Below are 22,748 nucleotides of genomic sequence, written 5' to 3'. Positions count from 1 at the left end.
AATAACCCTACCTTACAATGAAAGTAAGTTAATATGAGGAGGGAAAAGAAAATGAGTCAATTAAAAAAAGAGCGCTACACATTAACACAAGCACAGAAAATGATGGTATTTATTTTATCAATGTCCTTATACGGTTTATCGAACATGATAACAGAATTGGTACCATCGGTTAATCTCGGTCCAATTGAATTTTCAATTGAGTATTTTGCTTTTATCCCACTTACGTTATGTATGTTGTTTCATCCGTTATATGCCGCAATTGGTGCGGCATTAGGGGAAGTTATTTTTGGCGAAATTATGCTTGGTCAATTCGGTGGATTTGGTGAATTAGAGAAGTTTATTGCTTTCTCATTAGCCATGTATATTGCTGGTACACTCGTGCGTGATCCACGTAATAAACGCCAAGTTGCGGTTGCAGCAATGATGGGTGTCATTATTCACCAAGCGATTAGCTCGATGGTTGATATTATGAAAGTTTGGGTTGGGGTGGAAGAGTTAGAAGCAGTATCTGGCTTAGCAGAGAGTGTCGTTATTATTGAAGGATTTGCGTTTTTAAATGATGTTCTGTTCTCCGGTATTCTGTTTGCTTTACTTCCAACGGTATACTTGGTTCCGCGTTTATACGGGAAGATGGAGCCTTTACTTGGGATGAAACCTCGTGATAATCAGACAAGGTATTCGCTTGGTGAAATTGTTGGGCCGCGTTTAGTTGTACTTGGGATCTTCTTAGCTGGTGCAGCGTTTCTATTTGAATATTTATCAGAGGCTGGTTTTAATTGGGAATGGGAAGCGGACTTTGTTGGGATGTTTGGTGATGGATTTATCTGGGTTAGTATTGCAGTCGCTGCAATCGTGGCAGGTATTACAATTGCTGTAATGATCAAGAAAAAGGCTACCAATTTAGAAGAAGAAAGGATTTCATAAATGACTGCACAAATTGAAATTGATCAGGTTACGTTTCAATATCCAGGTGGTGATGCACCCGTTTTAGAGAATGTATCCTTATCTTTAGAAAAAGGTACATTCGTCGCAATCATGGGTAGTAACGGTAGTGGTAAATCAACCTTATGTAAGCTTCTTAATGGCTTGATTCCACATTATTATGTAGGAGATTTCAGTGGAAAAGTAACTGTCAATGATCTTGTAACAACCGAACAAAAAGTAGCAGAACTGTCTCATGATGTTGGCTATGTGTATCAAGATTTTGAGAACCAATTGGTGAGTCCACGTGTTTTAGAAGACGCGAGCTTTGCGCCACTAAATTTTGGCTATGCTGATTTTAAAGAACGGGGAAAACGTGCTTTAGATCGTGTTGGTTTAGTCGGGTATGATCAAGAATTCATCTGGCAATTAAGTGGTGGTCAAAAGCATCTATTAGCTCTAGCTGGTGCGTTATCACTTGATCCTGATATTTTAATTATTGATGAACCTGTCGCACAACTCGATCCCCAACACGCGGAAGAGATCTATCAGATTTTACAAAGGCTAAATGAAGAAGATGGCAAGACAATTATCGTAATTGAACACCATACAGAATTTATTGCATCATATTGTAAAGAGGTTGTTTTAATGGATCAAGGAAAAGTGGTTTGGAAAAAAGAGACAAATGCTGCCTTGCAAAATGTAGAGGCGTTGGTTGCTAGTCAAATCTATCCGCCGCAAGTAACGCAAGCATCTTATCAACTTGGGAATACGCAAGCTGTGAAATTACCGATCACACTAGCGCAAGCACGCACTTTTTTTGAAAAAGAAGAGCGAGTAGGAAGTCTGCTTGAAGAATCTGTCGAAGTAAGACCATTGCGTGAAACGATAGTCGAAATGAAGGACGTTAGTTTTTCCTATAAAACGATTACGCGATCGAAAAATCAAGTCTTAAATGGAATTGACTTAACGATTCATCATGGCGATCATATTGCATTAGTTGGCAATAACGGTGCAGGAAAATCTTCATTAATGCGTCTGATCACAGCCTTGGTTAAACCTGAAGCAGGCAATGTAATGGTTAAGAATATGAATACACGGGATGTTTCACCCGAGAAGTTGGCTGATCTTGTCACCTATGTCTATCAAAATCCAGAGCAAATGTTTATCGAGGATAGTGTACGTAAAGATGTTGAATTTTTCTTAAAAGCTAGGAAAGTAGAAGGCTATCAAGAAAAGGTTGATAAGATTCTCGAGCAATTCGAATTAACGGATTTACAGGATAGGGATAGCAGATTGATGAGTGGGGGACAGCAACGCCGGGCATCACTTGCGATTGGTGTTGCGATGGATCCAGAAGTGATTCTCTTAGATGAACCTACAGCAAACTTGGATATTGCGACCCGTAAACATATTACTAGATTAATTAGTGATTTAGAAGAAATTGCCGCAGTAGTAATCGCGACACATGATATGCAGCTTGTTGCAGAATGGGCGAATCGAATTATTGTCTTAAACAACGGGCAAATCATCCATGATGGTGATCGAGCTTCTGTGTTTGGTAATGCAGCATTGTTAGATCGCGCTGGATTGAAAGCACCGCAAATATTGGAGCTTAGTAAAGCACTACAGGTTGAACCTTTAGCTTATACGGTAACTGATTTTGTTGCTGCTTGGAAGCAGAAGGAGGAATTTGATGGAATATACGCGTAAGTTCTCCGATAAATTATCAGTAGAACAGATGAAAATCGAATTATTAAATACTGCTTATGGAAATGGTGATACATTTTTAGCAAAATTAGATCCGCGTACACTGTTTACTTGGTATCTCTTTTTCGGTATTGTGCCTTGGTTTATTCATAATCAAGTTGTCTTGTTAGGGATGTTTGCGTTGATGGTTGTGCTTACTTTTTTCGCGAAAGTCAGTCCGTTAATTGTCTTTATCCTTTGTTTAGGCTTACTTGGACAAGGCGGTTATCTTTTAATCGCATCACTCTTTTTTGGTGGCGATGTATCGGTAATTATTCCATTGCTCGTCTTGACGTTAAAACTGTCGGTGATCTCGCTTGCTAGTATTATTGTCTTTTGTTCAATGGATCCCGAGAAATTGAGTAATGGCCTGTTGAAAATTGGTGTTCCTGGCCAGGTTTCGTTCAGTATTGCGTATGGATACCGGATGCTTCCTAGTTTGTTAGAGGAATATCATCATGTTTTCTTATCATTTCGCTTACGTGGAAAAGCACCAGTTCGACATGGCTTTTTATACTGGCGCTCGATTACTTACTTTTGTAAAATAGCTGTCTTATCGTTTTATCCGCTGTTATTAAGCACAGCGAAGCGGGCACGAACAACTGTTGAAGCACTAGAAACGAAAGGTAGCTTCTACGGATTCAACCATCCAAAAGTGAAAAAGATTAAACTAGCCCATTTGCGAATGAGACGTAGAGATTACGCGTTTTTAGTTTTATCGATTGTTTATATGGTTGGTGTGTTTATGTTAGGAACTATTTCTTAATAAAAAGGAGAATACTAGAATGAAAATTGATTTTCATAGTCATGTAAAAATATCAAAAAAATCAATGTTTATGCCAGATTATTTTGCAGAAATGATGGAAGAGGCGAGTAAAAGTGGATTAACGGCACTTGCCATGACAGAGCATTTTAATACGAAACGATTTATGGACATTTATGATTATATCGATGGCAAATATACTTATGAAAATGGCTATTATGTAGTTGGCGATATCCGTGTTTTTCCTGGCATTGAGGTTGATGTCAAAGAGGTTGGACATATCTTATTGATAGGTGATCGCAACGATATATTGGAGATCCGTTCTGCACTTGAACCTTACACAGACCCAGCCAATTTTATTGAATTTGATCAATTGATGGATTTTGCGGCGGAATATAATATTTTGAAAATTGGTGCTCATCCATTTCGTAAGGGTACCCCATTAACACATTTACTGCCAGAACAATTACGCCGATTAGATGCACTAGATTTAAATGGTAAAGATTTATACGCACAAGGTGTGGAACCATACTATACGCAATTGATCGATTTTGCGAAAGAACTAGGTTTACCAATTGTCGGAGGTAGTGATACCCATCAATTCCTCCAGTATAGCGCTGTGTTTAATCAGTTTGAACAAGTATGCTCTACTGTTGGGGAACTAAAGACGGCAATTAGGAATGGGAATTATCAAGTAGAGATAGCAGACAATTTAATGATAAAAGTAAAAGCAGCTGCATTAGTGAAAAAATATATGAAAAAGTTGTTAGAAGATCAAACAGCTGTTAGATAAAAAATACGCGTGTGAGAATCGAGCGATTATAAGCTCGGTTTTTTTATTTGTTTATTTAAAATGTGTACGGTTTGTAAATTTTTTTAACAAATAGTTTTGCATACTGTTAGATGACAGCGTTAACAAAATGTTGATATATCAGTGTTCAGAGGTGATTGTAAAATTTTCTATCGTATTTTTTAAATTTTCGACAAATTTTTTATGAGTTTATGCAGGAATAAGACAGGGTAATATAGAAATATAGATATATAAAGGAGGACACTTATTATGAAATATAACATTCGTGGAGAAAACGTTGAGGTAACAGGGGCAATAAAAGAATACATTGAGAAAAAGGTTAGTAAGTTAGAACGTTATTTTGATACACCCCCAAAATCAGATGTAAACGTGAATCTAAGTGTCTATAAAGAAGAACAAAAAATTGAAATTACCATCCCGATGATAAATCTATTATTGCGTGCTGAGGAACAACATACTGATTTGTATGCCGCAGTTGATTTAGTAGTAGATAAGTTAGAAAGACAAATTCGGAAATATAAAACAAAAGTTAATCGCAAAGCTCGTCAACAAGGTGCACCAAAACATATTTTTGCGGAAATGGAAAAAGAAATAGAAGAAGGATACGATGAGGAAGAAGATGGTTTAGAAGTTGTTCGTACAAAACGATTTGACTTAAAACCAATGGATTCTGAAGAAGCGATCCTACAAATGGATATGCTTGGACATACATTCTATGTATTCACAGATGCAGAATCAGGAGACACAAACGTTGTCTATCGACGTAAAGATGGAAAATACGGTCTAATTGAAACAAGTTAACTATTACTTAATAATAAAGGGTTCCGCTTAGGCGGAACCCTATTTTGATGGAATTTTTTACTGGTGGAAGGCTTTGGGGCAATGTGCAGTAATTTAATCTGATGGAAGAGGGTGTTAATTCGGCGGAGTTGAGTGGTAATCCGGCGGAAGTGCGCGTTAATTAGGCGGAAGTGCCTATTAATTCGGCGGAGCGAGCAGTAATTCGACGGAAGTACCTGTTAATTCGGCGGAGTGAGCAGTAATTCGACGGAAGTGCCTGTTAATTCAGCGGAGCGAGCGTTAATCCGACGGAAGTGCGCGTTAATTCAGCGGAAGTGTGTATTAATTCGGCGGAGCTAAGCAGTAATCCAACGGAAGCACTATTACTCGAGTAGTCTATCTAAATAGTAAACGCGTCCTTTTGTTTTTCCTGTACTACTTAATTCTAAGTTTGCTAGGATACGCTTAGTTGCAGATTCAGATTCTAGGCCAAGGAATTGCCGTGCTTGTTTATTTGTAATAGAAGTTCCAAATAGTTGCGCATATTCGCGTAGTGCTTGGATATGGGCTGTATTATTTTTTTCGTGGCAAATTGGGCAGTACCAGTAGCGTTTTATGCGGTGCATTATATTTCTTAATCCATTAGATTGGCAACTTTGACACCATACGCCTTTACGAATTCTTTGGTCTGGTATCTGATATCTTTCGACTACAGAATAATGGTTAGCTTGATGCTTTTTATTTAGGAAGTGTGCTAGTTTATCGAGTTGTCTTTTTTGATAAACTACTTTTGCATGCGCGCTTTTAACAGCATTAATTCGATTGGGTAGTCGTTCGTTAGTGAGGATATCATCATATTTCTGGTCGGATTGAAGAATAACCCGCGGATGGGTAAATGTCACGATTGGGTGAATTGGAATTGCAGGAAATCCAGACTTCGCCAAAAATTCCCTCAGTTGCCTTTTCTGCACATCTGCTTGAATTTCTGGATTACGGAATGTCTCTGAAATTTGATCGAGGGTCCGAATCATCTGGTCGTTTTGATTAAAGGTAATCGTCCCTTTCATATTCTTCGCTTCAATGATAAAACAAATGGAACGTGTTAAGAGTAGTGCATCAATCTGGAATGCATTAGCTTCAGCTGGTAATCGTAATCCATATAAAAGTAATGTTTCCTTTATATTCGTTAAATTAAAGTAATAGTCTAATGATGTTTCACCAAAATAGCCAGCAGTCTCTCTGCCAAGGAGATTATCGAGCTTTTCATAATTAGGATTGGAACGGTCGAGCCGAGGGAGGAGTACTTCTAGTTGCTTAAGTAAGGGGTTCTTTACAGGGGGACGAATGATCAAAATAGATACCTCTTTTCTATTAAATTAAAGTTATTATACAATAAAAAAAGTCTCTAGCAAATACTAGAGACATCAATCAATTTGAAATAGTATTATTAAAGCGAATAGAAAATGCCTCAATCGTAAAAGCTGCCATGCCATAAGCAGTTGAATGAGAGGTAAGACTTGAGAATTTAATTTTTAAGTCTTCTTGATGAAAACCAATCGCATGATTCTTGATATACCTTTCAAGCGCAGGACGAATCCATTTTTCGGTTACAGCCATTTGGTTACCGATAATTACTGCTTGAGGATTAAAGATATTAATGCTGTTTGTTAATCCAACACCTATATATTCCCCAATCTCTGTAAATAAATCAATTGCTTCAACTAAACCATTATCAGCTAGCGCAACGAGCGTTTGAATTGGTGTGACGTCATTTTTTTCAATTAATCCTAACTTAAGAGCTTTTTCAAGTAAGGCACTTTCAGATGCATAACGCTCCCAACAACCTTTGTTCCCACAACGACAAGGAATGCCATCTTTTTCGATCGTCATATGTCCAAGTTCTCCAGAGAAACCATTAAATCCTTTATAGAGTTTTTCTTCTAAAATCAGCCCGACACCAATACCAGTTCCAATACTACAATAAACCATATTACTAAAATCTTGACCTACCCCAAACACCTTTTCACCATATGCACCAGCATTTGCTTCATTTTCTATCACAATTGGTAAATGAAAACGTTCCTCTAGTACGTTTAACAAATGAATTCTTTTCCATCCGAGGTTTGGAGCTAGTAGCAATTCACCATCATTACTTACAACGCCAGGAACACCGATGCCGATGCCGACCACACCATAGTGACTTTCTGGTGCAGCCTGTTGAAGATCTTCTATTATTTCAAATAAACGCTGCATGACATGTTCAAATGTCTTATCTTGAAAATGAACACGCTGTTCGCAAATGATATTTCCATTCAAATCAGTTAACAAGCCTAATATGTAATTTACACCTAGATCAATTGCGATCGAATAGCCTGCAAGATGATTAAATAAAAGCATAACAGGTCGTCTACCGCCGCTGGATTCTCCTGGTCCTGACTCCTCAATAATATTTCCATCGATTAGTTCACTTACAAGAGAGGATACTGTTCCTTTGTTTAATCCAGTAAGTTGGGCGACACGAGCACGTGAAATGGGTGTATTCGTTTTAATTGTTTCAAGCACAAGTGTCTTATTTTCCTTTTTGACAACATGCTGGTTCCATGTTTGATTCATCGTTGTTCACATCCTCTTTGTATTTATAATATTCAACTTTCGCAGCGTGAAATTGACAAATAAGTCTTGATATTATTAAAAGGTCTTACAATCTAAAGATGGACTTCGTGCTCCTTTTGTAAGTATTATTACGTTTTACCTTACGAATGTTATAGAAATTGCGAGATAACCTACCGCTCTGGAAATACACTTCGCTTTCCGTGGGCACGACTTCAGCTAACTTAGTAAAGCAGATGTTTTGGTGGGTCGAGTAACCGCAGACCCAAAAAACGCTTTACTAAGTGGATCTTCAGCCCGTGCTGTTCCCACAGGAGTCTACGTATATTTCCAGAGCTAGCATAGACGCATTCTTTCGTAACTTGAAATTACATGCAAGAGATAAAAAAAGTTCTCTATCGCTATTTTTGACAACCCTGTTCTGTTAATAAAATAATTTGTTTTGCACAGTTGGCTTCTATAAGAAAAACCTAGCGTATCAAGTTAAATGGGTGACACTCCTGCAGGAACAGCAAATGTTTTCGATGGGGCGAGTAATCGCAGTCCCACGGGCTGAAGATCCACTCGGAAAGCGACCTTTGCTTATCCGAGTTAGCTGAAGCCGTGCCTGCGGAAAGGGAGTCCATTTCACTTGAGCAACGGGTCCGTTTCACCTGCATTTATAGATGTTTCATAATAAAAGAATCTTTTATAAATCAGTCAAGGATTAGCAATTATTTTTTATGTTATTACTAATGTATCATAACATAAAAAATAATACTACAAACTTTGTTTATTCACTAGACAAACTTAGTTAAGCTTGCTATACTAAGCCCATAGTAAGATAAAAAAACGTTTCAAGAGAGGTAGGTTTTCTTTATGACAGTATTTGAAAGCGTTAACAAGATTAAATATGAAGGTGCTCAATCGAAGGATCCGCTCGCATTTAAATTTTATAATCCAAATGAAGTAGTTAATGGGCAAACAATGGAAGAATATTTACGCTTTGGTGTTGCGTATTGGCATACCTTTACACAAGATTTATCGGATCCGTTTGGAGCAGGAACTGCCATTCGTCCATGGGATAAATTCACAGGAATGGATCAAGCAAAAGCCCGCGTGGAAGCCGCGTTTGAGTTTTTTGATAAATTAGGAGTGAAATATTTCTGTTTTCATGATGTTGATATCGCACCAGAGGGTGATACATTAAGAGAATCGAATAAAAATGTAGACACGATTGTTTCAATGATGAAAGGTTATATGAAGGATAGCGGTGTGAAGTTACTTTGGAACACCGCTAATAACTTTACACATCCACGTTTTGTGCATGGCGCAGCTTCATCAAGTGATGCGAATGTGTATGCATATGCTGCAGCTAAAGTGAAAAAGGGATTGGAAGTAGCAAAAGAACTTGGGGCTGAGAACTATGTCTTTTGGGGTGGCCGTGAAGGATACGAAACATTACTAAATACAGATCTTAAATTGGAACAAGATAATTTAGGACGCTTCTTTCATATGGCAGTTGACTATGCGAAGGAACTTGATTTTGATGGTCAATTTCTAATTGAACCAAAACCTAAAGAACCAACTACACATCAATATGATTATGATAGCCAATCAGCACATGCATTTTTGTTAAACTATGGTTTAGAAAAACACTTTAAACTTAATATAGAAGCAAATCACGCAACATTGGCTGGACACACATTTGAACATGAATTACGTTATGCACGTATAAATGGCATCTTAGGTTCTGTCGATGCAAACCAAGGTGATCCATTACTTGGATGGGATACAGATGAATTCCCAACTGACTTATATTCTACTACACTAGCAATGTATGAAATAATTAAAAATGGTGGACTAGGTAAAGGCGGTTTAAACTTCGATGCGAAAGTGCGAAGAGGATCATTTGAACCGGAAGATTTATTTTATGCACATGTAGCGGGAATGGATAGTTTTGCAGTAGGTTATAAAGTGGCTAGCAAAATGATTGAAGATAATGTGTTTGAAGACATTCTATCAAATCGTTATAGCACATATAACGAAGGAATAGGTCTTGATATCGTAAGTGGAAAGACTGATTTCAAAAAGTTGGAGGCACATGCTTTAGACTTAGGTGAAATCAAGCATAAATCTGGACGTTTAGAGCTAATTAAAGCGACAATTAATCAGTATTTATTACAAGTGATGGCAGAGAAATAAACGAGGTGAACAGATGAAATATGTAATTGGTGTAGATTTAGGCACAAGTGCAGTAAAGGTTTTATTAGTAGATCAAGATGGAAATGTAACAGATGAAGTAACGAAGTCATACCCATTAATTCAAGAAAAAGCTGGTTACAGCGAACAAGATCCAGAGCAGTGGATCATCCAAACAAAAGCAGCATTGAAAGAGTTAACAACGAATTATGCTGGCGATACCAAGGATATCCAAGGTATGAGCTTTTCAGGTCAAATGCATGGACTTATTCTTTTAGATAAACAGCATAACGTGTTGCGCAATGCGATTTTATGGAATGATACACGGACAACGAAACAATGTCAGGAAATATATGAAAAAGTCGGGAAAGACCGGTTTATTTCCATTACCAAAAATTTAGCACTAGAAGGATTCACGCTACCAAAGATTTTATGGGTCAAAGAAAATGAACCAGAACTGTTTGCAAAAGCAACGAAATTTGTATTGCCGAAGGATTACCTTCGTTTCCGCTTAACGGGTCAAATTGCAATGGACTATTCTGATGCAGCAGGTACTAGTTTACTAGATGTTGGTGCGAAGAAGTGGAGTGAGGAAATCTGTGAAACACTAGCGATTCCGTTCTCCCTTTGTCCACCACTAGTTGATGCAGAAACAAACGTTGGCACGATTGCAACGGAAATTGCTGAAGAAACAGGACTTAATCCAGAAACGAATGTTTTTGCAGGTGGAGCAGATAATGCATGTGGCGCAATCGGATCTGGCATTCTGTCTGAGGGGAAAACGTTCGCAAGTATTGGTACCTCTGGTGTGGTGCTATCTTACGAACCAACTGGTGAAAAAGATTATCAAGGAAAAGTGCACTATTTCAATCACGGTGAAAAGAATACTTATTATGCGATGGGCGTCACGTTAGCTGCTGGTCATAGTCTATCTTGGTTTAAAGACACTTTTGCACCGAATGAAGACTTTGATGCACTCTTAAAAGATGTTGGTACAGTCCCAGTTGGCGCTAACGGTTTGCTTTTCTCACCTTATATCGTTGGAGAACGGACACCGCACGCGGATGCAACAATTCGTGGCAGTTATATCGGGATGGACAGCTCGCATCAGTTAAAAGATTTTGCTAGGGCGGTCTTGGAAGGTATTACGTTTTCGTTACACGAGTCGATTAAAATATTTCGTGAGAACGGTAAGCAGATTGATACGATTTATGCAATTGGTGGCGGTGCAAAAAACAAAGTATGGTTACAAATGCAAGCAGATATCTTTAATGCTAAGGTAATCAAATTGAAGAGTGAGCAAGGACCAGGTATGGGAGCGGCTATGTTAGCGGCGTTCGGCTCAGGTTGGTTCGATTCGCTAAAAGATTGTGCAGATCACTTTTTAGAAGAAGCAGAAACGTACCAACCAATTCATGAAAATGTAGCGAGCTATCAGCAGTTATTTGAGCTATATCAAGACATTTACAAGCAAACGAAAACAATAAATCAAGGCTTAATGGCATTTCGTTAATAAACCACAAAGATATGATAAGGACTAGGTTGTTTAGTAGTTCTTATCATATTGTTTACATACATAGTAGATAGCTCATTTTTGAAAAAGAAAGGGATGGATTAATTGGGGAACTTATTTAGCAATCCAACTGCTCCGTTAGAAGATCGTTTAAACGATTTAATGACAGCGTTAACATTAGAAGAGATGATTACCCTTTTATCTACTTCGCAAAGTGCAATTCCGCGTTTAGGCATGGAAGCATATGCGATTGGTGGAGAAGCGGCGCATGGCATAGTAGATCGAAAAGGCGGGCAAACAACCGTCTATCCGCAACCAATCGGTCTATCAAATACATGGAATAAAGCATTACTGCATAAAGTTGGCTCAGCAATTGGGGACGAAGCGCGGATATTTTACTACCAACAAGATCATAAGACGGGTTTAACATTATGGGCACCGACGATTGATATGGAACGTGATCCGCGTTGGGGACGTACAGAAGAAGCATATGGTGAGGATCCCTATTTAACAGGACAATTATCCACAGAATTGATAAAAGGTATGCAAGGTGCTGACCCTTTTTATTTAAAAATGGTTGCAGCTCCAAAACACTTTTATGGCAATAATAATGAATATGGACGAGGAAGTATCTCAAATAGTATCGATCCTAGAAATCGACATGAATATTATCTGAAAGCATTTGAACCAGCCTTTGTCGAAGCAAAAGCATTATCTATGATGACTGCTTATAACGGTGTAAATGGTATTCCGGCAATGCAGTTGAAGGAGATAGAAGAGGTAGTCAGAGAAACGTGGCAAATGGACGGTTTTATTGTAAGTGATGGTGGTGCACTTAGTTTAAACGTCGAGGAATATGGTTATTATGACAGTCTCGCGAGAGCATTAGCTGATGCGTTAAAAAAAGGGATTGATTGTTTTGTTGATGATAAACAAACCGTCGAAGATGCAGCAAAAGAAGCGCTAGCCAACGATTGGATATCCGCAAAAGACATTAGAAAAGCTGTTTCTAGAATCTTGAAAGTCCGTTTTCGTCTCGGTCATTTTGATGCTGATCCTAGTAAGAATCCATATTCAAAATTAGAAAAGGAGACAATGTGCAGCCCGGAGCGTTCGAGGTTAGCCTTGAAAGTAACAGAAGAAGCACTTGTTTTATTGAAAAATGATAACAAGATCCTACCATTAGATGAAGAAAAACTTCAAAAAATAGCGGTAATTGGTCCAACAGCAACAGAAGTATTTCGTGATTGGTATACTGGTTATCCAGCCTATGCTGTTTCACCGTTAGAGGCTATCACGAGTAGATGCTTCCGACAAGCTGTTACTTACACCAGTGGTCATGATCGGATTGCGATAAAAGCAGTAGACAAACAGAAGTATTTAGCTATTTCAGAAGATGGTATTGTCCATGCAGATTCAAAATTTATTACAGAAAGTGCGCAATTCATACAGGAAAACTGGGGTTGGAACGCCAACCTACTAAAGAGTGTATCGACAAACAAATACCTGACATTACCGGAACTAGCAAACGTGTTACAAACAAATAAAGAAGAAGTATTTGACTGGTTTGTCCGTGAAAAAATCGGTTTTTATCCGAACGATGAAAAAGCTTCGACATATCATCTTACTTCTTGGCAAGAGGAACCATTAGCGGTATTAGATGACCAGACAATTTCATCAGGCATAAAAGCAGATATGTTTGAAAAGGTTGTGATTCAATCAGGTATTGAGCAAGCTGTAGAGCAAGCAAAACAGAGTGATGTTGCGATAGTCTGCGTTGGGAATCATCCAATGGTTAATGGTCGAGAGACAGAAGATCGCCCTGGTATTTCTTTACCGGAACACCAACAACAGTTGATTCAAGCAGTTTATCATGCAAATCCTAACACTATTGTTGTAGTGATAGGCAGTTATCCATTCGCGTTAAATTGGGAACAAGATCATATTCCAGCAATTTTATATAGTGCACACGGCTCCCAAGAGCTTGGTACAGCAATAAGTAATGTTCTGTTTGGAGATACGTCTCCCTCTGGAAAACTAAGTATGACTTGGTACAAAAATACCGATATGCTGCCAGATATCTTTGACTATGACATTATCAAAGGTAAACGCACTTATATGTATGCAGACGAGAACATTCTTTATCCATTTGGACATGGGCTCCATTACGGAGATATAGTCTATCAAAACTTAGAAATTGATCAATCAGAAATAGTAGAGAATTCAAAAATCAAGCTCCAAATTAAATTAATCAACAAAGGTGAGCGTGTCATAAAAGAAGTTGCCCAAGTCTACGCCACGATAGTAGATTCACAAGTAAAACGACCAAAGAAAAAACTAGTTGCGTTTGAGAAGGTCAAATTAAATCCAGGTGAATCACAAACCGTTTCTTTCTCAGTTACGGCGGATCAATTACAGGTTTATGATGTAGCAGAAGAAGCATTTTGTTTAGAACAAGGAAGGTGTATCTTTTCTGTCGGATCCTCAAGTGAGGCTATCTATGTAACAGCAGATCCAATTCCTGTCATTGGTTGTCAGTTGACAGAACGCTCTTTAACAAAGCGAACAATGGCAGAGAATTATGATGATTACGAGCGTGTAATTATTGATAAAGGAGAACATGAACAAAATTGTATTACCAATCAGTCAGACGGTTGGATTTGTTTTAAACAGGTGAATTTCGAAGCAATTAATCTGTTGCAATGTCGTGTTACAACGGATGGTGGTAGTGGAGAAATACATTTTCATATGGATCGATTAGATAATGACCCCGTCGCTACAGCAGTAATTGAAACAGGATTTCCATATCAATGGCTTGATCAACAGGTCAAGATCGAAACAAGTAAAGGAAAACATGATATCTATCTTTCTTTTAAAGGTCCAATTTCTCTTTTAACTGTTCAACTAATGAAGGGAGAAGAGTAATCATGAATATAAAAGACAAAATACCTTTAAGAGGTGTTTGGAATAAGGCCCCCGCTACGAAATGGGAAGAAGCTTATCTTGCGGGAAATGGTATCCAAGGTGTGATGGTATATGGTGACCCAATGCACGAAACGATAATTGGTAACCATTGTCGGTTATTTTTGCCACAAGGTAATAGCCACCAGCTACCAGAAATGGCAGAACATTTACCAGAGGTGAGAGAATTAATTCGTACACAAGGATACAAAGAAGCCTTAAAGTTTTACTACCAAAAAGCAAAACAATCTGGTTATCCAGGATTAACAATGAGTGATCCATATCACCCAGCTTTTCATTTGCATATTGATATGCCAGTAACAAATTATCAGAGCTATTATAAAAGTATAAATTATCAAACTGGTGAAATCGCAGTGAATTTTACAGAAGGAACGACAGATTATCAAAGTAAAACATTTGTATCCCGATCAGACGATGTTATTGTCTATCAATTAGAAGCGAATAAGGGAATGATTGATTGCAATGTAAGCTTAGCTAATTATGATAATCAAGGGTTAGATAGTAAGAAACAGTTAAGTGAAGAAGGGATAACAGCTCATTACCGTTATGTAAATGGTGCAGGTGGTTATGATGTTGTGATACGTTTGATTGCACCAGATGCTATATGTGAACAGAAGTTAGACAAAGTGCGTATTCGAAACACAACGAAGCTCCTCATAATCATGAAGATCTTCCCTTATCAGGATGAAAAAGATAGTAACATGGACAGTTTAACTAGTGTGATAGGGTTTGATAAAACTTATCAAGATTTATTTCAAGCACATGCTAGAATACATCAAGAAATGTTTGATCGTGTTGCGCTTAATCTTACAACTGATACACAACGCCAGCGCAATATTGAAAGCTTATTGGACGAAGCAAAGGAAAATTCCGTTTTACCTCAAGCATTAATAGAAAAAATCTATGATGCAGGTCGTTATATGTACCTATCAAGTGCAGGGGAGCTAACGCCAAATTTACAAGGGATTTGGACCGGTACATTTCATCCAGCATGGAGTGGAGATTTCACTTTTGATACCAACGTCCAGTTATCAATCGCAGCCGCACTATCTAGTAATTTATCAGAAGGATTGGCAGGTTACTTTCGACTCCTTAAAGAGTTACTTCCAGGGTTTCGAGAAAATGCACAAAAGTACTATGGGTGTAGGGGAATTATGTCATCCGCACATTCTAGTAACACCGGAAAGCATATCCATTGGAATGAGGAATGGCCGCTCCATTTTTGGACGTGTGGTGCTGGATGGCTTGGGCATTGGTTTTATCAATATTATCTGTTCACAGGTGATAAGAAATTTTTAGCAAAAGAGGCAGTACCATATTTAGAAGAAGTGGCACTATTTTATGAGGACTTTTTAATAAAAGATTCAGATGGAACGTACCGCTTTACGCCGTCTTATTCTGCAGAGAATGGCTGTGCAGATAATGCAACGCAAGACATCGCAGTCGCAAAAGAAGTGTTGCAGCATTTAATAGCTAGCTATCATGTCTTACAAATTCATTCACCAAAAATTGACCAATGGCAAGAAATACTAGATAATCTGCCAGGCTACCAAATAAACGCTGATGGAGCGTTAAAGGAATGGTCAACAGCAGAGAGTGAAGAAAATTTTAATCACCGGCATTTTTCTCACTTATATCCAGTCTTTCAAAGTAGAGAGTTTACCGAGGAAAGCGAGCCGGTGCTCTGGCAAGCAAGTAAAGTGGCATTTGATAAACGGTTAGAAGCATGGTTGAAAAGTGATGAAGGTGATACAACTTCTACGCATGGTAGGATGCACGCAGCTTTATGTGCAACACAGTTTCATATGCCAGAACTTGTCTATGATATTTTTACGATGTTAACAAAGTATGATTGTTTTTATCCATCATTGATGATGAGTCATTATAATAATCAAGAGGTTTTTAATGTCGATGGTAATGGTGCTTTTCCACAGGTAATACATGAAATGCTAATTGACTACCATAATCAGACGCTTTCCCTACTAGGTGCATTGCCTAGTCAAATAGATCAAGGCGAAATAAAAGGTATCCGTTTAGCAAATCAACTTGAAGTTGCACATTTGGAATGGGAGTTAGCAGAAGGTAAATTACGAGTGCACCTCCTAGCAAGTGGAAGTGATCAAAACATGGCAGTAAAACTACCGCTATATCCAAATGCGAAAGTAACAGCGTTTACTGGCTGCAAAATTGAAGAAAAAGCAGGTCATATCAGCTTGAACTTGCATGCTAATGAACACACAGAAATTGTATTTCAATTAAATAATAAATAAATCAACTTTCGCAGTGCTAAATAGGAACTTAATTTTTGGAATAAGAAGGAATTATAATCCAATTAGGCACTTCTGTTGCGTACTAAACTAGCGCATCAAGTGAAATTGGCGAGACTCCTGCAGGAACAGCACGGGCTGAAGATCCACTCGGAAAGCGTACTTTGCTTATCCGAGTTAGCTGAAGCCGTGCCTGCGGAAAGGGAGTCAATTTCACTTGAGGAGCGGGTCAGGAAGTTGAATTACATCACATTTTCTATCAAGTTCGTAATATGTATCGCGATAATGCTTACAGAAGTAGCGCGATGTCAACTTCAATTTTGGAATGCAGAACTTCCTAGTTACACTAAGACTTAATTGCATGTTTTACTCTGTAAAAGTTGAGTAATAAATAATAATAAAAGGAGCGGATAGATATGTACCATGAAAAACTTGATCCATTTCCAAAAGATTTCTTATGGGGAGCGGCTTCAGCAGCTTATCAGATTGAGGGAGGATGGGATGCAGATGGTAAGGGACCGTCTGTATGGGATGAATTTGCTAAAATTCCAGGGAAGACGTTTGAAGGAACAAATGGTGACGTGGCAGTTGATCACTATCATCGTTTCCAAGAAGACGTCAAACTAATGGCTGAAATGGGAATGAAATCCTACCGTTTTTCAGTTGCTTGGAGCAGAATTTTTCCAGAAGGAAGCGGAGAAGTAAATGAAAAAGGATTAGCATTTTATGAACAACTTATCGATGCGTTACGTAAATATAAAATTGAACCAGTCTTAACGTTGTATCATTGGGATATTCCAAAAGCTTTGCAGGACAAATATGGCGGTTGGGAATCAAGGAAAGTAATCGATGACTTTGATCAATATGCACGAACGCTTTTTACACGTTTTAAGGATAAGGTCAAGTACTGGGTAAGCTTTAATGAACAGAATGTTTTTACTGCAATGGGATATCGTTGGGATACACATCCGCCAAGAGTTACCGACGTAAAACGAATGTTTGCGGCGAATCATATCATCAATTTAACCAATGCAAAAGTAATAAATAGTTTTCATGAATTGGTACCAAATGGTTTAATTGGCCCAAGCTTTGGATATGGTCCGATGTACAGTTTTGATTGTGATCCATCGAATGTATTAGCTGCATTAAATGGCGAAGAGTTCCAGAACCACTGGTGGATGGATGTTTATGTTCACGGAAAATATCCGAAAGTTACATTTAAACATTTAACACGATTAGGTATCGCACCAACGTTGGAAGCTGGTGATGAAGCATTACTGCAATCTGCGAAACCAGATTTTCTTGGGGTGAACTATTACCATGGTGGAACAGTAAAAGCTAATGAAATAGAGCAACCACCAACAAGCGAAGATCAAGATACTGAAGAAAAGGCATTTCAAGCAACAGATCCTTATTTAATGCAACCAAAAACGGAGCAAGCACAAAGTCCAGAAACAACGATGTTTAAAAATGTTGCAAATCCATTTTTAGAAACAACAAAATGGGGCTGGGAAATTGATCCGATTGGCATACGGATTGCTTTAAGAAGACTTCAAAATCGATATGATTTACCAATGATGATTACTGAAAATGGCTTAGGTGCAATTGATCAGTTAACGGACGAAGGAACAATTGAAGATGATTACCGGATTGAGTATTTACAAACGCATCTTATTGAGGTGCAAAAAGCAATCACAGACGGTGTTGAATTGTTAGGTTATTGTGCATGGTCTTTTACGGATCTATTAAGTTGGTTGAATGGTTACAAGAAACGATATGGTTTTGTATATATTGATCGTGATGATACAAGTGAAAAAGATTTAAAACGCATTCCGAAGAAAAGCTACTATTGGTATAAAAAAGTAATTGAAACAAATGGAAAAGAATTGTATAGTAATAGATAGACAATGTAAACGATTACAAAATAAAGAAGTAATCTAGTTGTGGGGGATAAATATGCGACAGATTATACAAAAGGCGCGAAAGCTGTTACAAGATTTAAAAATTCGCCACAAACTGTTAGGTATTTATCTCCTTGCAACAGTTCTACCAATCTTGTTGGTAGGTGCTTATATGAATTATGCAACGCGTGATGTTGTGTTAAGCAATGCTGTATACGAAGCTGAATCGAATGTAGATAAATTAGAAATGCGACTTGATACGATTTTAAATCGTGTCACTAGTATTTCCGATTTAATCTACTTAAGTGAAGACATGCAACATTTATTGCATCAAGAATATCTTACGAATTTACAAGTGTATAACGCATATAATGAATATCCAATTTTTGATGAATATTTAAAATATTATGATGAAATCGAGAATATTCAATTTCATATGAGTAAGCAAATGATTACGAATTCGCACTTTATTCATGCTGATAAAAATACAATGCAAGAAAAATGGTATCAACAAGCGGTGGAAAACAAAGGCAAAATCTACTGGGTTTTTAAAGAGGAAGAATATACTGGAGATTCCTTTTTAACCTTAACTCGTGCAATTTATGATCAGGATAATATATTTTTAGGAGTTTTAAGTATTTATGTTTCACCAGATAAATTAAAAGAGATATCAATAGGTGAATTACAAGATGTTTTTATCACCTTGGACGAAGAAGTCATTGTTTATCACCAAGACCAAAGAAAGATCGGTGACTATCCAGCCTTTCTAGAATCAAATGAAAAAAGTGAACATTCTAATTATGTCATCGATAAACACTATGAAGAAAAAGATGTAAAGATTAATGTCCACACTTTTCAACCAGAACGAGCGTTGAGTAACGACATTCAAGTGGCGAGTATTGTACCAGTAGAAGAAATTATGCAAGCACCGAATCACATTTTCTTTCGCGGATTTATGGTCATACTGGCTGCATTAAGTGTATCTATCTTTTCCATTATTATTTTTATTAAAACCTTTAATGTTCGAATTAATACGTTAAAAAAAGCAATGTTTCGCGTAGCAAAGGGCAAATTTAATATTAAAAAAGAGATTCCAGGTAAAGATGAAATTGGCGAAGTATATGACGAACTTTACCAAACGTCCCAGAGTATTCAAAAATTGATTGATGAAGTCTATGTTCATAAGATTAAAGAGGAGAGGTGGCGTAGAAAGCAAAAAGAAACAGATTTTAAAATGCTCTCGAGCCAAATAAATCCACATTTTCTTTATAACACGTTAGAAATGATTCGAATGAAGGCTTTATTAAATAAAGATAAAGAAGTTGCTGAGATTATTCAAAAGTTAAGTAAAATGATGCGATCTGCATTAGAACGAACAGACCTACCTGTGCCATTAAAAAAAGAAATCGATTTGGTTACTACGTATCTAGAAATTCAAACCATGCGTTTTGGTGAGAAGTTCAGTTACCAATTTGAACTGAACTGCGACATAAAGAAATATCAGTTGTTCCCGTTATTAATCCAGCCGATCGTTGAAAATGCCATTATTCATGGACTTGAACCAAAGGAAGGACCTGGATGGGTGGAAATCCATGTGGAGGAGAGAGAACAACATCTACAAGTAACTGTCGAGGATAACGGAGTGGGCATGTCGCGTGAACGTCTAATACAAGTTTATCAACGTTTAAATGAAGAGACAGATCAGCCGGATGGCGAAAGAATAGGTGTGCGTAATGTTCATCAGCGCATCCAGTTATACTACGGCATGGACTACGGAATTGAAATAACTAGCAAACAAAATGAAGGAACGAAAGTAGTCTTTAGTTTACCAGTAATCAAAAAGAAGTTTTAAAAAATTGCATTTTCCACCAAGTTTGTATGTTGAAAAGAATTAGTATCTGCGAAAGGATTCAGAAAGAAAAAGATATATAGTGACGATTCAATGATAAAGGGGTTGTTTTATCATGTTTATGGTGTTGCTAATTGATGATGAACCTTTAATTAGAGAAGGTTTACGGCAAGTAATAGAGTGGGAACGGTATGGTTTTACAATCTGTGATGTTGGGTTAGATGGTCGTGATGGTCTGAATAAGATTCGAATTCATCAGCCAGAAGTGGTTTTAATAGATATTAGAATGCCAGGTATGTCAGGTATAGAAGTAATTGAAAAAGCCAAACAAGAAGGATACACGTGTAAATTTATTGTATTATCAGGCTATTCTAGTTTCTCTTATGCAAAACAGTCGATTAAATTAGGTATTGAATCTTATCTCCTAAAACCAATAGATGAAGATGAATTGGTTGCGATATTAGCTGAGATTAAGACTGCCCTAACGAATGATAAAAAAATACACACCCAATTAACACAGTATCAACAGCTTTCTGAAGAACAAAGGTGGAAATCCGTAATTGAAGGAAGAGCGGATGATAGGCAGATACAAAATCTTATGGAAATAAGCCCAGATCACTTTCATTTAGCTGTTTTACATGCTGATGAAGACATGAAAAAGCAAGAAATAAAAGAAATTTTAAAACCATATGAAACACAAAAAGTGAAGTTAATTTGGAAAGATCGGGCGATTTATTTATTATGTATTTCCTGTGAGGAGCAGGAAGTAATAGCCTATCTTACACTTTTTAACGATAAAATCCAGGAGCTTGTTACTAATCCAATTAAAGGTTATCTAGCAAATTCTTTTCAATCTCTTAGTGAAATTGGCTTAGCACTTCGACAAATAGACCAAATTGACAAACTTGCTTATTGTTTTGGAGATACGCCATATTTGACGTATTCGATACTTGATAATGAAAGAATAGCAGAACCCGATTATAACCAAATCTCTTCCATCATTATTCGTTCTTTAGAATTCAAAGATAGAAACAAATTAGAAGAACAATCAAAAGTACTCATTCGGTATTATCAACTCGCAAAATTTGAAAAAAGTCGAATTCAGGCAGAAATGATTGAATTTGTATCAGAAATAATGAAGGAAATGTCAAAAACTTATCAAGACTTGCAAATAGGAGAAAAAGAGCCATTTGTTAAACAAGTTTACCAGACAAACAATATCCAAGAGTTGTTTAATGTTATTGAATTAAGACTTTGGTTACTTGCAAAACAAATCAATGGATTTTCTTTATCTGCTGAAGACAATATGAAAAAGATATTAAATTATACACAACAATATTATTATCAGGATTTAAATTTAAAAGTTTTAGCTAATTTATTTAATTATAACAGCTCTTATTTAGGGAAGAAGTTTAAAATCCACACAGGTGAGCACTTTCATACCTATCTAGATAAGATTAGGATTGCAAAAGCTAAACAATTGCTAGTGAAACAAGATTATAAAGTATATAAAGTATCGGATTTAGTTGGCTACAGTAATATGGATTATTTTTATAAAAAATTCAAGAAACATGTAGGGATGAGTCCTAAAGAGTATCAAAAAGAAAGTAGAAAAGAACGTTCAATTTTATAAAGACTAGTGGGGGATAAAAGTGGCAAATTCAATTATAGATAGACCAATATATAATGTGATTACTTATATTTATGCATTTTTAGTCACTAATTTTTATTTTTTTATAGCGAATAGCCTATTCGTTTTCGCGTTTTACTTTGTCGAGTTTACAATAGAAAACATTCTTTTGTTTTATGTAGCTATTCTCCCTTTTGGTCCTTCAATTACTGCTTTATTAGCAACTATGGATAAATTAGTGAAAGATAAGGTTATTCAACCAACAAAGGATTATTGGCATTTTTATGGTACTAACTTCAAGGTAACAATGAAGTATTGGCTAATACAATGGTCTGTTATAACTATTCTAATTATCGATATTCATTATGGAAATTTATACTTTTCACTATTATCTCCAATATTTTTAGTGTTTATCTTGGTAAATGTAGCAATTATGCTTTATGCGTTACCACTTATGACACGTTTTGAAGTGAAAATAAAAAATTTGTTTCTAGTTTCGTTTTATGCGAATTTCCGTTTTTTTAAAACTACCTTATTAAATATGACAACCATTGTTGCACTAGGAATTATCTATTATGCAGTCCCAAGTATTTTTATCCTTTTCTTAATGAGCATAACCTGTTTTTTCATCATGTTTAATATTCAACGCCCACTTAAACAAATGGAAATTGATTTATCAACTGAGTCAATTTCATAATTACAATATCAAACCACTCATAAAATAGATGGTTTGGAATATAAGTGGTGACTAAATTGGTATTATAAAATTGATTAAACTAGTAAATAAATAA

The 22,748-nt window shown here is 36.9% G+C and carries 15 protein-coding genes; 13 read left to right on the top strand and 2 right to left on the bottom strand.

Features of this window, described 5'->3' with window-relative positions; all coding sequences use genetic code 11:
- The first annotated feature begins 51 nt into the window (after positions 1–51).
- The 5 genes from DM447_RS14435 (at position 52) to hpf (ending at position 5,045) form a co-directional block, all read left to right on the top strand.
- The gene (locus DM447_RS14435; protein ID WP_112181889.1) at positions 52–924 is read left to right on the top strand and encodes a DUF8171 family membrane protein; all 873 of its coding nucleotides are present in this window, start codon (positions 52–54) and stop codon (positions 922–924) included.
- On the top strand, positions 925–2,634 hold the full coding sequence (locus tag DM447_RS14430) for an ABC transporter ATP-binding protein (protein WP_112181888.1): 1,710 nt from the start codon (positions 925–927) through the stop codon (positions 2,632–2,634).
- Complete coding sequence (locus DM447_RS14425; protein WP_112181887.1) at positions 2,618–3,436, top strand: energy-coupling factor transporter transmembrane component T family protein; 819 nt, start codon at positions 2,618–2,620, stop codon at positions 3,434–3,436. Before DM447_RS14430 ends, DM447_RS14425 begins: the two co-directional genes overlap by 17 nt.
- Positions 3,437–3,455: 19 nt before the next feature.
- Positions 3,456–4,226 carry a PHP domain-containing protein gene (locus DM447_RS14420; RefSeq protein WP_112181886.1) on the top strand — a complete coding sequence of 257 codons (771 nt, stop codon included), beginning with the start codon at positions 3,456–3,458 and terminating at the stop codon, positions 4,224–4,226.
- A 267-nt stretch (positions 4,227–4,493) separates the two neighbouring features.
- Positions 4,494–5,045, top strand: a complete 552-nt coding sequence (gene hpf / locus DM447_RS14415; protein ID WP_112181885.1) for a ribosome hibernation-promoting factor, HPF/YfiA family — start codon at positions 4,494–4,496, stop codon at positions 5,043–5,045.
- Positions 5,046–5,407: 362 nt separating this feature from the next.
- On the opposite strand, the gene DM447_RS14410 is transcribed toward hpf, so the two are convergent.
- Both DM447_RS14410 and DM447_RS14405 read right to left on the bottom strand, forming a co-directional pair.
- Positions 5,408–6,376 (bottom strand): nuclease-related domain-containing protein, encoded by a 969-nt coding sequence (locus DM447_RS14410; protein WP_162632658.1) that lies wholly within the window; start codon positions 6,374–6,376, stop codon positions 5,408–5,410.
- Between the two features lie 76 nt (positions 6,377–6,452).
- Positions 6,453–7,637 carry an ROK family transcriptional regulator gene (locus DM447_RS14405; RefSeq protein ID WP_112181883.1) on the bottom strand — a complete coding sequence of 395 codons (1,185 nt, stop codon included), beginning with the start codon at positions 7,635–7,637 and terminating at the stop codon, positions 6,453–6,455.
- A gap of 855 nt (positions 7,638–8,492) precedes the next feature.
- Here DM447_RS14405 and xylA point away from each other — a divergent pair.
- From xylA to DM447_RS14360, 8 genes are all read left to right on the top strand, one after another.
- Positions 8,493–9,818: a xylose isomerase gene (gene xylA / locus DM447_RS14400; RefSeq protein ID WP_112181882.1), complete on the top strand. Its 1,326-nt coding sequence runs from the start codon at positions 8,493–8,495 to the stop codon at positions 9,816–9,818.
- Positions 9,819–9,831: 13 nt separating this feature from the next.
- Entirely contained in the window at positions 9,832–11,328 is a 1,497-nt protein-coding gene (gene xylB, locus DM447_RS14395; protein WP_112181881.1) for a xylulokinase, read from the top strand.
- A 105-nt stretch (positions 11,329–11,433) separates the two neighbouring features.
- Positions 11,434–14,253: a glycoside hydrolase family 3 protein gene (locus tag DM447_RS14390; RefSeq protein WP_112181880.1), complete on the top strand. Its 2,820-nt coding sequence runs from the start codon at positions 11,434–11,436 to the stop codon at positions 14,251–14,253.
- Between the two features lie 2 nt (positions 14,254–14,255).
- Positions 14,256–16,580 (top strand): glycosyl hydrolase family 95 catalytic domain-containing protein, encoded by a 2,325-nt coding sequence (locus DM447_RS14385; RefSeq protein ID WP_112181879.1) that lies wholly within the window; start codon positions 14,256–14,258, stop codon positions 16,578–16,580.
- 413 nt (positions 16,581–16,993) lie between these two features.
- Positions 16,994–18,481, top strand: a complete 1,488-nt coding sequence (locus tag DM447_RS14375) for a glycoside hydrolase family 1 protein (RefSeq protein WP_112181877.1) — start codon at positions 16,994–16,996, stop codon at positions 18,479–18,481.
- 52 nt (positions 18,482–18,533) lie between these two features.
- A complete protein-coding gene (locus tag DM447_RS14370) occupies positions 18,534–20,330 on the top strand; it encodes a sensor histidine kinase (RefSeq protein ID WP_112181876.1) in 1,797 nt (598 codons plus the stop codon).
- Between the two features lie 112 nt (positions 20,331–20,442).
- A complete protein-coding gene (locus tag DM447_RS14365) occupies positions 20,443–21,960 on the top strand; it encodes a response regulator transcription factor (RefSeq protein WP_112181875.1) in 1,518 nt (505 codons plus the stop codon).
- Positions 21,961–21,979: 19 nt separating this feature from the next.
- On the top strand, positions 21,980–22,654 hold the full coding sequence (locus DM447_RS14360; RefSeq protein WP_112181874.1) for a YesL family protein: 675 nt from the start codon (positions 21,980–21,982) through the stop codon (positions 22,652–22,654).
- Positions 22,655–22,748: the final 94 nt, after the last annotated feature.

The organism is Paraliobacillus zengyii (assembly GCF_003268595.1).
Classification (GTDB): Bacteria; Bacillota; Bacilli; order Bacillales; family Amphibacillaceae; genus Paraliobacillus_A; species Paraliobacillus_A zengyii.
Note: the sequence above shows the minus strand (reverse complement) of the source record. Positions and strands in the feature narration are given on the sequence as shown.